The organism is Paenibacillus sp. Lou8.1, from assembly GCF_024213565.1.
GTDB lineage: Bacteria > Bacillota > Bacilli > Paenibacillales > Paenibacillaceae > Paenibacillus > Paenibacillus polymyxa_B.
In genome coordinates this window covers 1-14711 of the sequence record NZ_JANAVN010000032.1, presented here as the reverse complement: position 1 = coordinate 14711, position 14711 = coordinate 1, and the positions used below count along the sequence as shown (strand labels likewise).

The window sequence follows — 14711 nt, the reverse complement described above, 5'->3', positions numbered from 1 at the left end:
AAACTCTCCATTAAAGACCAACCGAAGTTGGTTTATAGAAAGAGCGATAAGCTCATGTTGAAACTGACGAGATAAAACATCTCATTTTCGCTTCCATTTCATACAACCTAATGGCATGTACCAAAATTTCAGCGTTGGATTTTGTAAACAAAATCCGTACTCACTCGTTGTTCAGTTTTCAAAGATCAAATCAACAGCCGTTTAACTGGCTGGATATATAATTTATCACGTGTATACCTATCAGGCAAGTTGTAATATTTACCAGTTTGCTAATTTGTATTTCTACACGGTGTAGTTTTTATTAAAACACTCCAACACACGATGATTTACCTGTAATAACCGAAACTCTCTTATCTCCTACTTGAAGTGCAAAGTTGATCAGGTATAAACGTCATAAATCAGAAAAGCAGAAGCTCTTTATGTATTGGATGAGCTGCTGCTTTAGCTTTTATGATAAAAATCCTGAAATGTTCGTTTAGCTTAAAGCTATAGCTAAATCCTGTATCAAAAGTTCAGCAGGCTCATGCCCTACAGCCAAGCGGATAAGCGATTCAGGCATGTGTTGTTTTTTTAGACTCTGCTTATTGAAGCCGTAGTTTGGTGAGATCACCTGACTCTCCATGGACCCCCAAGATACACCGATCCGGATCAGTCGCAGTTTATTGATCACTCTACATATATCCTCATAAGTCGAATCCTTTAGTTCAAAACTGAATAATCCGGCATAGCCTTTGAGCTGTCTACATGCCAGCTCATGTTGTGGATGAGAAGGGAGTCCGGGATGATTCACTTTGGAAATGGCCGGATGATCTGATAGAAAACGAGCAACCAACAAAGCGTTTCTCTGATGGGCTTCCATTCGGAGCGGGAGTGTTCTTAGCCCCCGAATGAGTAGCCAGGCTTCAAAAGGGCCCAACGAGCCGCCAATCAACTCATACTCTTCAGCATACATACGGTTTATTATCTCTTTAGAAGCGATCACTGCCCCTGCAATTAAATCATTATGACCACCCAAGTACTTGGATGCGGAGTGAACAACGATATCTACTCCCCATTCCAATGGTTTTTGGAAAAGGGGTGTAGCCCATGAATTATCTACGATTGTGCGTATACCCTTCGCTTTGGAAAGCGAAGTTACCTCCTGAATATTTACCATATCGAATGTGAATGAGGTAGGAGACTCCATAAGAATAGCTCGGGTCTGCGGTTTGATGGCACCAGCGACTGCTTCTGTTGAAGTCGAATGTACGATTGTATAGTCTATATGGAACCTCTTTAAATATTGGGCTAGGCTGACGGAGGTTTCATATATGTGTCCGACCAGAATCAGATGGTCCCCTGCGGACAAGCTACACATTAGCGCGGCGCTGATAGCAGCCATTCCGGAAGCAAAGCACTTGCAGTCCGCCCCACCTTCCAGCGCAGCAATCATTTGCTCTGCAATCTGAACGGTAGGATTGGTTCCCCTTGAATAGACATAATGCTCCTTTTCATTATTAGCTGCTTCAGCATAATCTTCGTAAGTATCAAAGAAAAATGGAGCAGTCTCATAAATAGGAGGAGCAGCAGCCTTAGCAAAATACCCTAGTTCGCCCTCAAATTTGAGACAGATAAGCTGATCATCCGAGAAACTCAAACCTGATCACCACTTTCTAAAAAATTTCAAACCCGTATGAGGTAGTCTCCTCAATCCGGAACTCAAATATTCTATAATGTAAACTCCTCTAGACCCTGTGGTGGTTGATTTGCGAAATTCGGAAAATTATGAGCCAAATGTTTTTCAATAAGTATCCAATTCATAAAAATAACGTATATTTTAGGTTGCAGGGCAAAGATATGCTTTATCAAAAAAAGAGGGGGTTCACAAGTGTCAACACGTTGGATTAGAAATGTTCTGAAACCTGGAAAAAGGTACACACAGGATATCGAAAAATCCAAACAACAAGCCTCTTCAGAACCCATAAATCCATCATTAGCACATACTCTATCTTTGCTCAAATTAAAACTTGGGCAAAGCTCTGACTTTATTATTCGTGATTTTCCCGGAAGTCCTACCCATGCCGGCCAATTTGCCGTTTGTTATATTGAAGGACTGATTGACCAAAACTTGCTTTCCAATTTAATGGAGGGCTTGAATTACAGAGATGGCCTCCACAGCTTCTTTGAAGCTTGAAAGAATTACTGCTGCTTCATTATTAGAAAGAACAATACCGAGCTAAAAAAACAGCCCGATTCGTAATTCAGCCTCTTTTATTGTGCTTTTTCTATTTCATCGGCACGATGTGAAGTGTTCCATCCTCGCTAAACTCTGCATAGGCAATCTCATCGATACTATCATATCCCTGCTCTCGCACTTTTGCTTTAATCTCTTCAATATCGATTGACTTCCCACGCATAGATTCGTTCAGGAATTTTCCTTTATCAATGACTGTAACAGAAAAAAGATCAGGCTGTGCGTCTATTCCCATATCCTGAGCGGCGGGTGGCTCGTATTCGGGTTTGCGCATGACTGACAATGAACCGTTCGTCTCTAACGTGGCATACCAGACCTCACGTAGAGAAAAAATATTTTGCTGGCGCAGCATGGAGAGCAACTGTGTGAATTCTATATCATATTTTTCAAGCATCTCTTGATTGACCTGGCCCTTATCCACGAGCAGCACTGTTCGACCTTCTGCCATATAGCCAAATTTCACAAAACGGGTCATCGCCTTTTCAAAAAAGTAGGCCAGCGCGCACCATAGTGCCAAAGCAAACAATAGCTGCCCAATGGTTACCTTATCGTCATATAACGTATTTCCCACAATTTCGCTTAACACCAATGATGTTAGGAAATCGAGTGGTGTTAACTGACTGAGTGTTTTCCGACCTGTAATAAAAGTAATGATCCACAAGCCAAAAAAGCTGATGATCAATTTGACACCAATCGTAACAAATACCTCCATAAGTATGCCTCCCGGAAGAAGTTGTTTTCCTTATGTGTTATTTACACCTGTCTACCTCAGCATAAACAGAGGCTTATTCCTAAAATTGTCCGATTAAAAAAGCCCGCTACCAACTAGAGGCAGCGAACTTTTTAATTACGGCTATTATATAATCTTAATCTTTCAGATGTTTATCAAAAAACTCTTAACCACGTCCAATATATGTGGCTGGTTAAAGGCAATATGCCAGCTCCCGTAATTTTGTGCATAGTGACATCATTGCCCGCTAGCTTGGACTCTGGAGTCATGATTATCTACTTTTCACAAGAAGCTGAATCGCTTCTTTAACCAGCTTATCCGTGTCTCCTCCAGCCTCTTGCTCTTCCAATATACATCGTTGCAGATTCTCTGCTACAATTTGGGCAATTGCTTTATCTGATGCGTTACGTACGGCAGATAACTGGCTAACGACGTCTTTGCACGATTTTCCTTCATCCATTAAACGAAGTACCCCACGCACCTGTCCCTCAATCCTCCTCAGGCGCGTTTTCAGTTCATCACTGTAATTGTAATCCATAAGTAATGCACTCCTTTTTTGACTTACCATATACACGTATAGGTATATTATAAACCAAAAAAATAAATAGGATACCCTAAATAAATAGATTCACCTTGCCCTGCGAAGCATCCCCCAAGTAGGCGGCTACACCAGCATATTCCAAACCGTCGATTAGCTCTTCTTGCTGCAGCCCTAACAAATCCATGGTCATGGTACAGGCGACGAGCTTGATCCCCTGCTCTCGTGCCAACTCTATAAGCTGCGGCAAGGAAAGCGCATTGTGCTTTTTCATGACATGCTTGATCATCTGTGGACCAAGTCCGGCAAAATTCATTTTGGATAGTGCAAGCTTTTTGGGTCCACGAGGCATGATCCAGCCAAAGGCTTTTTCGAGCATTCCCTTATTGGTGCTCACGATTTCATCCTTGCGTAACGTATTTAGCCCCCAAAAAGTAAAGAAAATAGTTACTTCATGATCATATGCTGCCGCTCCATTCGCAATAATGAATGCAGCAATCGCCTTATCCAGCTCCCCGCTGAATAATACAATCGTTGTTTTGAGCTGAGTATATTCTTGATTATTTGTATAAATTCCTGCTGTCGTACTCATATGGATTCGCTTCCCTTAGTCTCTCCAGCCCATTCGGATATGCCTGAAAGTACAGATTTGACTTTATTAGCGCCTTTGGAAACTAATAACTGACAAGCCATTTCACTGCGTGCTCCAGCTTGACAAATCACTGCGATCTCTTCTTCCAAGTTCAGTTCAGAGAGTCTGTTCTCCAGTTCGCCAAGAGGGATGTGCTTAGATCCAGGGATATGTTTAAGCGCAAATTCAGCGGGTTCACGAACATCAAGCAAAATGAAGTTCTCTTTTCCAGAACATTTTGCTTGTAGCTCTTCATGGCTTATCGTAGAAGAAAATATTTGCTCCTTCTTCACTTCAGCCGGATTTGCTTTGCGTAAATAATGTCGCATTACATCTCCTTCTTGGAGAGTGCCCAAATATTGATGTCCGGTGTTTTTGGCCCAGCTCTGAAAATCGGCTAATGAACCTTTGTCAGTCGCCTGGACCTCCATAATCTTTCCGGGAACGAGCTCATTCATAGCCTTTTTTGTTCTTACTATAGGCATAGGACATGCTAGCCCTTTGCAATCAAGAAAATGATCTGCTTGGATATTGTTAGTTGATGACATTGTAGTACCTCCGTCTGTTTTTTGAGGGGGCTTAGCTTAGTTAAATCCCTCTATACATATACCCCTATGGGTATTAGGATAACGAGACTCGCTTCTCTTGTCAACTTATTTGGCCATTTTTTCTCAGAAGCAAACGAAATCATGTCTTGAACAAAATAAAATTAAAAGCAAAAAAGCCGCGCAAAAACGCGACTCTAATGTATAAACCCAAATTAATCGTCTTTTTTCATCAGTTCTGGCAGATCCAGCGACATCGAAATATTGCACAGCATACCTCTGGCAAGAAAAAGCATCGTTCTTTCCATTGCTTGTTCAATACCTGCCCGTCGGAAAGCATCATAAACCGTCGTATGAATTTCACGGAATCCTTGCTGCATCACGCTTACGACCTCATCCTCGCGGATCGTCTGCGCCTGCATTTGCAAAAGTGTTTCATTGCGGTATTCCATCATCATTTGCGAATAGGCTACAATTAGCTCTTGCTCGAGCTGTTCAGATGAGGCCGAATGAATGACGCTGTGAAAAGATTCTATGATACGTGCAAATGAAACCTTCAAGGCTTCAACAAGCAACGCTTCCTTGGTAGCGAAAAAACGAAAGACATAGGGCTGAGAAATATTGGCCCGTTCCGCAACTTTGGCTGTTGTAGCTCGGTAGTAGCCCATTTCTGCAAACACTTCAATAGCAGCAGATATGATTTCCTTTTGGCGATTTATAGAGGTTGACGTAGCTTTAGCCATGTTTTTTTCATCCCTTTATTTAGCACAGTTTTCCGATTAGTGATTAATCAATTACAAATTAGTATAAACGACATAACCTAAAAATGCAATGAGTTTGAACAAAGTCGCCTCCGCAATTCTGACGGAAACGACTCTGTTACTACATCCAATTATGGTGTTTTAGAGTTAAAATATAATCGGATATAATTGATCTTTTGCGTTTTGGTTTGATAGGAAAATACTAAATAATAACTAAGTCCTGATGTGTTATTGATCGTATAATTAGCTTCTGCTGTGTCAGGTATGTCTCTAGAGGTGTCAACGGTTTCCGTAGGTTTGCCCAATTCGTCAACAACTTGTTTGATAAGCAACTTCTTATAGTCTGGATCGGAAGATGTAATTTCTGTAACTTTATCACTTCCATCCAGCATGATGTCTGTATGATACTTAGCATAGCTTCTCATAGGACCTGTAGAACCTGACTCGGATTTCCCCCACAGTTCAAATAACAAATCGCTACTAGTTCCCAAGCCAAGACCTTTAGGCAAATTCGGTAAGGTCCCCTGCTTGGCTGCGCTGAGTATAGCAGCTGCGGAGCTGTGTTTACCGTGAGATGAAGCTGTACTACTGGCAGGTTCTTGATGGGTAGAGGTTGAGCCTTGCCCATTAGTATTGAGATCCGTGTTTTGATCTGTAGAACTAGCAGGTGGTGTGACTGTTTCTGCTTTAGTAGGAGCAGTTGATTTTTCCTCCCCGCTATTGCTGCATCCTGTCATCACAGCAAAACCTATAGCCAATAAAGCACTAGTGGTGATTAGCTTGTAAGCCAACTTTTTACGATCATAAGATTGATGTGTATGCTTCATTATAAGATCACTCTTTCCTTGTTCTTGGGTACAAACCAAGTGTAACCGAACCTCATTTCCGGAATACCTCTACTTGTTTCCAACTTGTAAACAAGGACATTGATGATTTTCTAATATACCCTATTTACGACCATAAGCTCCCAGCTGTTGTTTAGAAAAGGAGTAAGGAGAGTCACTCTTCTTCAACCATATATTCCCTTTAATGATGAAGATGTATACAGCAAAAACAAAGTAGATCGTACCCGCAATCCAATCTATTGCCGTTGGGATGTCTCGCTGGACTATTTCATGAATATACCAGATTCCGACTGGAACATGCAGGAGAAGTGCCGTAAACAAGCCAGGATTATATAAGGTTTTTGCTTTAATATTGACAACGATGCCGTGCCAAACGACCTGAAAGAATCCCATAAAAACGGGTGCGAGTCCAAGCCAGATTACTTGCGGAAACCATACGGGAAGCAGATAAAACACATAGGCAATTGCCACATTGATAATCATCGCTGATTGAGTGTTTAAAGGGTAATGATCCGGTGTGTCACTTTTAAACATAACATTGTTAAATAAACCAGCAAAATATCCAGGCCAGCGGTACTCCTCAAATTGATGAAACAATATAGCCACAAAACTCAACCATAACATGCCTGTTATATTCGAAAGGATAGCTGGATTCATAAGTAAAACAATACATACAACCACACCGATTATAACCCCTGCATCTTGCCAATATTTTCTCAAAAAATTCATATTAGTCACCCCTATGATTTATTTTTGATCGAAATATCTTTCGAACAGCAGATTTAATTGTTCCTCTACTGAAGGTATTTCCACAACTGCCCCTGATTCAAGAATTGGACTCATCAGTGCAGGCAGAAAAATAGCTCCAAATATTTGCAGCATCATCGCTAACAAGCGCTCCGGCTGTTGCTCACTTGTCAGCTCCTTGATCGTGCTCTGAACCTTTGGAAATCCCATTATGTTTAAAAACCTTCCGTATTCCTGTTGAGATGTAAAGGGCGTGCTGCCCATGGCAATAATTCGCGAAAGAAGCTCTGGATATTGACGAATGACCTGCAGATAGTTAAGTAAAAATTGTTTCAGTCTATCTTGGGGGGGCATCGTTGTATTGTCCAAAATAGAAAAGGTGTGCTGAAAGCCATTTAATATCACTTCAATAGCTTCACTGAGCAGATTTTCCTTAGAGCCAAAATAATAATTAACTAAAGAAATATTAGTAGCAGACAGGTCGGCAATTTTTCTGATTGTAACCGCCTCAAAACCTTCCTTTTGAATAAATTCCAGCGTAGCGTCTAAGATTTTTTCTTTGGTTTGTTGTTTTTTGTCTGGGTGATTCATGTTTTTCCTCCTCCTGTTTCGTCCAATCGTAACGGATGAATGAAATGGGACGATTTTATGTAAATGACTTTTAAAACAATAATTAAAACGTTGTTTAAATTACTGTTTGAACTCAGTTTAGCACTTTATATTTCACAAAACAAGGAGCAATTTGAGATTTAGGGAATAGAAAAACCCGCATAACGAATGAGATCGTTTGCGGGTCGATTGAATGGAGATTGAAAAAAGGCCTAAATAGCCCAATTTCCTTTGCGGAACACGGCTTCTTTGCTTCCGTCTTGCAATTCGCCGTCAATATCCAGCTCAGCTGAGCCGATCATGAAGTCCACATGAGTCAGGCTGACATTGGCACCGTTCTGGAGCAGCTCCTCCCGGTTCATTTGTGTCCCATTTTCCATATTAAATGGATACGCACTGCCTAGAGCCAAGTGGCAGGAGGCATTTTCGTCGATACCTGTATTGTAAAAAATGCGATTGAGATTGGAAATCGGTGAATCGTGCGGCACCAGTGCAACTTCTCCCAAATAGCTGGCCCCTTCATCCGTAGCGAGCAAATGAGTCAGATGCTGCTCGCCGGATTCTGCTGTATATTCAGTGACTTTACCGTCCTTAAAGGTAAACGTTATGCGATCCACCAGTTGTCCATTTAAATTGAGTGGCATTGTACTTGTGACATGACCATTCACACCTGTACGCTTAGGCATCGTGAACACTTCTTCTGTCGGCATATTCGCGACAAAATAATCTCCGTGCTCGTTCTCACCACCACCGCTACGCCAAATATGACCGTCAGCCAGTTCAATTCTCAAATCCGTTCCTGGTGCACGATAATGGAGGCTTTTATACTTTTTATGATTCAGCTTGTCTTGTACCTGTTCAAGGTTTTTCAAATGTTTCTGCCAATTCTGAATAGGATCAGAGCCATCTACACGATTCATTTGGAAGATTGTATCCCACATGACACGTATACGATCCTCTTCTGCTACATCTGCAAATACTTTATCGGCCCAAGCCTTCGTCGGCGCTTTAATCAAACACCAGCTAATTTTATGATTTCGGGTATATTTAGAAAAACCTTCTCTCGCCGTAGCTGCCGCCTTAGTCGCACGAGATACCTTTTGTGGATCAATGCCTTGATATAAATCCGGGTTCGGTACTTTAATCGTTAGTGTGGCTCCACCCTCTTCGGCAAATTTCTCCATCATTTCTGCCTTCCAAGCAGGGTAGTAATCAAAGCTGGCTTCGTCACCATGTTCAAAACGACTACGTGTGATGGAATCATCCTCGAACTCTACCTGTACATATTTAGCGCCTGCTTCATAGGCTTTGCTGACAATCAGGCGTGTAAACTCAACAGTTTCCAGTGGTGCAGTTACCAAAAACACCTGTCCGGGCTGAATGTTAACCCCTACTCTTACGACCAGTTCTGCGTATTGCTCCAACAATGATTCAAATGTACTCATTTTTCCACGCTCCTGTTCCGTTTTGATTATATTGAATGATTTCATCACTACAGTACGGATTGCTTCTCCAGTTCACGCAGCTCCACTCTTCGTATTTTGCCCGAGCTAGTTTTAGGAAGCTCTTGAATAAACTCTATTTTTCGTGGATATTTATAAGGCGCCGTCCATGTTTTCACATGATGTTGCAGTTTCTTCACTAACGCCGGTGATCCTTCTACCCCAGCTTTGAGTACGACAAAAGCCTTTACAACATGTCCACGGATTTCGTCAGGGCTGGCTACGGCAGCACATTCCTGCACGGAGTCATGCTTCATAAGTGCTTCCTCTACTTCAAAAGGACCAATGGTATAGCCAGAACTGATAATGATATCATCACCACGTCCTTCGAACCAGAAATATCCATCCTCATCTTTGCGAGCTCGGTCTCCCGTAACAAAATAATCTCCGTGGACACTAGCTAATTTGCGTTCTGGATCATGGTAATACGTATGGAATAATGCCGGCAGATCAGCGCGTACCGCAATATCGCCCACTTGCCCCGGAGCCAGCGGAATGCCATCCTCGTCTACGACCTCAACGAGTCCCGGTGCAATAGATTTGCCCATCGAGCCTGTGCGCAGAGGTGCATCCTTTAAATTACCAATAATTAATGTGCTCTCTGTTTGACCGTAGCCGTCACGAATCGTAATGTTGAACTGCTCCTGAAACTTATTAATGACCTCCTGATTGAGAGGCTCTCCCGCAGAAACTGCGCTGCGCAATTGGGATAGATCATATTGATCCAAACCATCCGTTTTCGCCATAATCCGGTATTCTGTCGGCGTACAGCACAACACTTGGATTCCGTACTGCTGCATGAACTGCAAATAGCGACCCGGACGAAACGGACCATTATATACGAATCCGGTCGCTCCATTCCCCAGTACAGATAAAAACGGGCTCCAAATCCACTTTTGCCATCCTGGTGCAGCTGTAGCCCATACTACGTCTGAAGCTCGAATATCCAACCATGGTGATGTTATCCGCAGATGGGCATATCCCCAGCCATGGCTATGTACAACACCTTTAGGATTTCCTGTGGTGCCCGAAGTATAGGCCAGAATGGCCATGTCGTCACGGTGCGTCTTCACAGCTTCAAAAGTATCTTCCTGTCCATCCATTAGCTCATTCAGCACGAGCCAGCCAGATACATCTGCCGTGTCGTCCCCGGAGACCACGATACGATAATCCAGAGCAGGCAAATCATCATTTATTTTGTCCACTTCGCTTGTTACTCCCGTCCAGGCAATGACTGCGCGCGCTTCCGAATGGCGGAGACGATATGCAATATCCTTGGCACGTAGCATTTCTGAAGATGGAATGACAGCAAGCCCCAGCTTCAAGCAGGCCAGATAAATTACATACGCAATAATACGCCGTGGTACTACGACCAGAACCCTGTCACCTTTGTTAAATCCCAGATTTGCGAGTCCTCCAGCCAGCCGGTTAGCCTTTTTCAACAGCTCTCCGTAGGTGATTTCTTCGTATTCTCCTGTCTCACTCAGCCACTTGAGTGCAGTTTTACTAGCATCATGGTGTTCCATTTCCGAAGTCATATTGTAATATTCAGGCGCAAGCCATTGTTGTTGATCTGTCAAATTATACCTTCCCCTTTATACATAAGATGAGATCCACTTTCTTACTGTAGTATAACACGTCTTAGTACCAGGTTCTAATACCAGAATCATTTTTTTGGAAAAAAATAAATTTGGTAAAGTGAACGACAAAAATAAAGAGCCTGATTTCAGGCTCTCAGAGCGTCGAGAAAGTCCAGAGGACTTTTCGACAATTCTATTTTTGTATGGGGAGACGCATCTTTTAAAACAAAAATCGATTTAAAACGATCTGAGGACCCTAGTTTTTAGACCACTAAGACAGTTTTAAACCCCCTGCAAAAAAACAGGGGGTTTCTCGACAGCCTGAAGAGCCTGATTTCAGGCTCTTTTTCTTCACCGCTATCGTGATCTACAACTGGAGTTCTACCATTGTAAAAGCTGCTTCCTGCCCGTTTACGAGCAGCGTAATCCGGTGCGATCCCGCATAATGGCGACGAGTTGTCAGGTCTGCAAAACGGTGTGTCCGTGTACCTGTAAGACGGGTTCCTCCAGAGACCGTTTTGTCAGATAGCAAAAACAGTTTACGTGAGACTTGTCCTCTCGCCTTCACAAAATCGATGCCGTACTCGATACGGACTCGTACTGGGTCACCTTCTCGAAGCTGAAGCGCGTAGCTCAACTCACAGTTATCACCGAGCCTTAGCAAGGCAGGGTCTGTGCTGAAAGAGGCTTCAGTGACTAACGGCGCCCCGTCTGTTTCATCCGCATAGCCAAACATTGCCATCACTTCGGGGATGGATTTGCGAATTAGGGTCCGACAGCCATGACGCACAATCCAGTCGGTGTCAGGATGTGTGCCTTTCCACCGTTGAGCCGTAGCAATGACCACATCAGGATGATCCTTGGCGATATCGTTCAGGTTGTTGGCTACACTTTTACGTACATATAGTGAAGGATCGGCCTTCAGTAATTCCAATACGGCCAATACTGGAGCAGGATCACGCTTAAACACAGGCAATGCCTGTCCCCATGGTAGCCGTGGACGGCAGCCTTCGCTGGCAAGACGGCGAACGTGTTCACTTTGGTGTCCCGCCCAGGTCGTCATCTGCTGCATCATCCGTTCCGGTTCACGCAGGAGGAAGGGTCTCACGGCAAACTCCGCAGAGGATTTAGATGTGAAGCGCTCCAGTGCCTTCATGGACAGGTCCCAATGCTCTTCTCCCTGCCCATACACCTCCACAAAATCGGGGAAAAACAAGTACGGAAAACCACTGCAATGCTCGTCTATAGCAAAAAGAATATCCAGAGCTTCTTCATAATTGCTGGGCAAAAATGCCCCTAATGTAAACGAAATACGCCGTATTCGTTCTTTTAGCTCCAGCTCATCCCATTTTTCATCCATTACTTGATGGATGAATCCGTTGGTATCGAACGGCATGTACGCAGACTGTACTTTTTCACCGAATAGTTGAAGAAAATTCTCCGTGTACATATTTTTTAAGGGCTCGGCCATTATATATCTCCTTTTGAATGAGGTTGAGAGAATTGTAGCAAGGCATACTAAAAATGCCAAGTCCTATGATTAGGACCTGACATTTTTACATTAATACAAGAAATCGATTTACTTATAATTCGTGTTGGACAAACCAATTGGTAATACGTTGCAGTCGTTCCACGCGAAGCTGCGGGTGCCCTTTTCGTGAAAGCTCGTGACTTGAAGCTGGAAAACGGACAAATTGCGTAGGTTTCCCCAAGCGACGCAATGCTGTAAACAGCTGTTCTCCCTGCTCTATAGGGCATCGCAGATCCTGCTCACCGTGCAATATGAGCAGCGGTGTGTTGATTTGCTGCACATAAGCCAGCGGAGATTGCCTCCACAAGAGCTCGCAATCGTCCCACGGATTCCCGCCGACTTCATCTTCAGTAAACGAGTATCCTATGTCACTCACTCCATACATGGACAGCCAGTTAGATATGGATCGCTGGGTCACAGCTGCGCGGAAACGATCGGTATGGCCGACAATCCAGTTTGTCATAAAGCCACCATAGCTTCCTCCTGTTACACCCAACCTTTCTGGATGAATGAATGGAAATTGACGTATAGCCTCGTCCACTGCGCTCAGCAGATCGGTGTAATCGCGTCCGCCGTAATCTCCAAGGACGACATTGCTAAAAGACTGTCCGTACCCTCGGCTTCCTCCCGGATTCGTGTAAATGACTGCATACCCCTGAGCGGCCAGCAACTGAAATTCATGAAAAAAAGAATTGGAATACATGGCATGAGGACCACCGTGAATCTCCAAAATAGCAGGATAAGATACCCCCTCCTTAAACCCAGCAGGCTTCATCACCCATCCCTGCACCCGTCGTCCATCCTCAACCTCAGTCCAGAAGCTCTCAGGCACACTGATCTCAATCTCATCAAGCAGAGAATCATTCACTCGTGTCAGCTGTTCCTCAGTTCCTGTATGAATCGCAATCCGGAACAAATCACCTGGTAAAGCTACATCGGTGGAAGCGGCAATGATATGCTGCTCATCCGAAGTAAGCTCGAATTGGTAAATTTCCCGTTCTCCCTGGGTTAAAATTTTAAAAGTTCCATCAAGCGCAAACTGATATACGTGTACATTGCCTTCAAGGGTTACCAGCGTATACAGGGATTGACCGTCCGCACTAAAGCGTGGTGGTCCTACATGAAGATGTGAACGCATGTCGCTCATACCCGCGTTACCGAGGTGAGCGTCAAGCGTCTCACTAACGCATACTGCCGTCCCCCCACTGGAAGGAACCGTGTACAGTCGGGTCTGTGTAGCGTCTTTGGCATGTCGATCATGACCGTAAAAGGCAATCGTTGAACCGTCGGGAGAATAAGCAGCACTCTCGATGTGCAGTTCAGAATGGGTCAGCTTAAGCGGTGCTGCTGCATCACCATTTGAAGTCCCAAGAGCTATCGTAAACAAATCATTTTGCTTACGTAAATCCGTATCCTCGTTCGAATGCTCTGCTATTCTGGCGACGAATAAAATACATTGACCATCCGGTGACCACACAGGCTCCGCCACATCATAAGCGCCGGAAGTCAGTTGAACTGTGTACCCCGAAGTCACATCAGTTACATACAAGTGATCACGAGTATCATCCCACAGTCCATATCCGTCGGATTTAGCTTTCGTTCGATTAACGACTCGTCCCTTAAGTTGTGCCTCCTGAGTTCCTCCATCGGATGTAGGGCTTGACGGGTTCTCGGCCGTTTTAGCTACAAACGATATGCAGGTCCCATTAGGAGACCAGGCTAATGAACGAACGTTGTTCTCTACGTGTGTAAGCTGTCGTGCCTCCCCTCCGCGTTTCGGAATAATCCATACCTGGCGCTTGTCGTCTGTTGTACGGAGAAAAGCTAGTTGTGTTCCATCTGGTGACCAGACAGGCGTTTCATCTTTGGGTCCATATGTAAAGGGTACTGCGTTAGCGCCTTCAGGCGATAATAGCCAAATTCCTGAGTTATAATCTGTCCGCTCTTTATTAATATGCTGCTCTACGTAAGCAATTTCACTGCTGAAAGGATGAATAGCTGGATCGCTAACCCAGTGAAGTCGATATAAATCCTCGGCTGTTATACAGCGCTTGGTCGTACTAGATTGTGGGTCGCTCAAAAAAATTCCTCCTTTATATCATTAGATTCCACATCTTTAAATTTTAATTAATCCGATGAATTTTATGAGATTTAAATAAATATACAATTACGTTACTCTTTTTATGTATCTCTGTCAATTTGTCTAAAACTAAAAAGCCCCTCTCTCAGTCTGAAGTGCACCCCTTAGAATGGACATTGGAATAAACCCCTGGTTTATCCGATGAAATCTAGGGGGTGCATTTTTTATGCCAGCGAAAAAAGGAACAAAGTTTAACGAATATACGTTTGAAACCAAGGTAGAGGCCATACGGCTCCATATCAAAGAAGGTTGGACATATCGTAGGCTCATGGAGAAGTTTGGGATCGCAGATCGACATCGATTAAAAGAATGGATGCGC

General features: G+C 43.7%; 14 protein-coding genes. 1 reads left to right on the top strand and 13 read right to left on the bottom strand.

Translation table 11 applies throughout. The annotated features are described in order from the left end of the window. Positions 1-475: 475 nt before the first annotated feature. A complete protein-coding gene (locus NLX78_RS26265) occupies positions 476-1636 on the bottom strand; it encodes a trans-sulfuration enzyme family protein (RefSeq protein ID WP_254351913.1) in 1161 nt (386 codons plus the stop codon). Between the two features lie 231 nt (positions 1637-1867). Here NLX78_RS26265 and NLX78_RS26260 point away from each other — a divergent pair, with 231 nt between their 5' ends. Further along, positions 1868-2173: a hypothetical protein gene (locus tag NLX78_RS26260; protein ID WP_254351912.1), complete on the top strand. Its 306-nt coding sequence runs from the start codon at positions 1868-1870 to the stop codon at positions 2171-2173. Positions 2174-2264: 91 nt separating this feature from the next. Here NLX78_RS26260 and NLX78_RS26255 read toward each other — a convergent pair whose 3' ends face one another. The 12 genes from NLX78_RS26255 to NLX78_RS26200 form a co-directional block, all read right to left on the bottom strand. Next, positions 2265-2945, bottom strand: coding sequence for a YetF domain-containing protein (locus NLX78_RS26255; protein ID WP_254351911.1), 681 nt, complete (start codon positions 2943-2945; stop codon positions 2265-2267). Positions 2946-3234: 289 nt separating this feature from the next. Further along, positions 3235-3501 (bottom strand): metal-sensitive transcriptional regulator, encoded by a 267-nt coding sequence (locus tag NLX78_RS26250; protein WP_013310304.1) that lies wholly within the window; start codon positions 3499-3501, stop codon positions 3235-3237. Positions 3502-3577: 76 nt separating this feature from the next. Further along, positions 3578-4093, bottom strand: a complete 516-nt coding sequence (locus NLX78_RS26245; RefSeq protein WP_254351910.1) for a DsrE/DsrF/DrsH-like family protein — start codon at positions 4091-4093, stop codon at positions 3578-3580. Continuing rightward, positions 4090-4680 carry a sulfurtransferase TusA family protein gene (locus tag NLX78_RS26240; protein ID WP_254351909.1) on the bottom strand — a complete coding sequence of 197 codons (591 nt, stop codon included), beginning with the start codon at positions 4678-4680 and terminating at the stop codon, positions 4090-4092. Before NLX78_RS26240 ends, NLX78_RS26245 begins: the two co-directional genes overlap by 4 nt. A gap of 212 nt (positions 4681-4892) precedes the next feature. After that, positions 4893-5420 carry a TetR/AcrR family transcriptional regulator gene (locus tag NLX78_RS26235; RefSeq protein ID WP_235309900.1) on the bottom strand — a complete coding sequence of 176 codons (528 nt, stop codon included), beginning with the start codon at positions 5418-5420 and terminating at the stop codon, positions 4893-4895. Positions 5421-5569: 149 nt separating this feature from the next. After that, positions 5570-6265, bottom strand: coding sequence for a DUF4309 domain-containing protein (locus tag NLX78_RS26230; RefSeq protein ID WP_254351908.1), 696 nt, complete (start codon positions 6263-6265; stop codon positions 5570-5572). A gap of 120 nt (positions 6266-6385) precedes the next feature. Then, positions 6386-7012, bottom strand: coding sequence for an HXXEE domain-containing protein (locus tag NLX78_RS26225; protein WP_254351907.1), 627 nt, complete (start codon positions 7010-7012; stop codon positions 6386-6388). 18 nt (positions 7013-7030) lie between these two features. After that, positions 7031-7621, bottom strand: a complete 591-nt coding sequence (locus NLX78_RS26220) for a TetR/AcrR family transcriptional regulator (protein ID WP_254351906.1) — start codon at positions 7619-7621, stop codon at positions 7031-7033. 230 nt (positions 7622-7851) lie between these two features. Then, a complete protein-coding gene (locus NLX78_RS26215; RefSeq protein ID WP_250268279.1) occupies positions 7852-9084 on the bottom strand; it encodes an aminopeptidase in 1233 nt (410 codons plus the stop codon). A gap of 47 nt (positions 9085-9131) precedes the next feature. Continuing rightward, the gene (locus NLX78_RS26210; RefSeq protein ID WP_254351905.1) at positions 9132-10721 is read right to left on the bottom strand and encodes an acetate--CoA ligase; all 1590 of its coding nucleotides are present in this window, start codon (positions 10719-10721) and stop codon (positions 9132-9134) included. A gap of 367 nt (positions 10722-11088) precedes the next feature. Further along, entirely contained in the window at positions 11089-12192 is a 1104-nt protein-coding gene (locus NLX78_RS26205) for a DNA alkylation repair protein (RefSeq protein WP_254351904.1), read from the bottom strand. A 112-nt stretch (positions 12193-12304) separates the two neighbouring features. Beyond that, entirely contained in the window at positions 12305-14332 is a 2028-nt protein-coding gene (locus NLX78_RS26200; protein ID WP_254351903.1) for a S9 family peptidase, read from the bottom strand. Positions 14333-14711 lie beyond the last annotated feature (379 nt).

Excerpts from the sequence above, each read along its gene's own strand:
- NLX78_RS26255 (WP_254351911.1), bottom strand. The coding sequence starts at position 2,945 with ATGGAGGTATTTGTTACGATTGGTGTCAAATTGATCATCAGCTTTTTT.
- NLX78_RS26250 (WP_013310304.1), bottom strand. The coding sequence starts at position 3,501 with ATGGATTACAATTACAGTGATGAACTGAAAACGCGCCTGAGGAGGATT.
- NLX78_RS26245 (WP_254351910.1), bottom strand. The coding sequence starts at position 4,093 with ATGAGTACGACAGCAGGAATTTATACAAATAATCAAGAATATACTCAG.
- NLX78_RS26240 (WP_254351909.1), bottom strand. The coding sequence starts at position 4,680 with ATGTCATCAACTAACAATATCCAAGCAGATCATTTTCTTGATTGCAAA.
- NLX78_RS26235 (WP_235309900.1), bottom strand. The coding sequence starts at position 5,420 with ATGGCTAAAGCTACGTCAACCTCTATAAATCGCCAAAAGGAAATCATA.
- NLX78_RS26230 (WP_254351908.1), bottom strand. The coding sequence starts at position 6,265 with ATGAAGCATACACATCAATCTTATGATCGTAAAAAGTTGGCTTACAAG.
- NLX78_RS26225 (WP_254351907.1), bottom strand. The coding sequence starts at position 7,012 with ATGAATTTTTTGAGAAAATATTGGCAAGATGCAGGGGTTATAATCGGT.
- NLX78_RS26220 (WP_254351906.1), bottom strand. The coding sequence starts at position 7,621 with ATGAATCACCCAGACAAAAAACAACAAACCAAAGAAAAAATCTTAGAC.
- NLX78_RS26215 (WP_250268279.1), bottom strand. The coding sequence starts at position 9,084 with ATGAGTACATTTGAATCATTGTTGGAGCAATACGCAGAACTGGTCGTA.
- NLX78_RS26205 (WP_254351904.1), bottom strand. The coding sequence starts at position 12,192 with ATGGCCGAGCCCTTAAAAAATATGTACACGGAGAATTTTCTTCAACTA.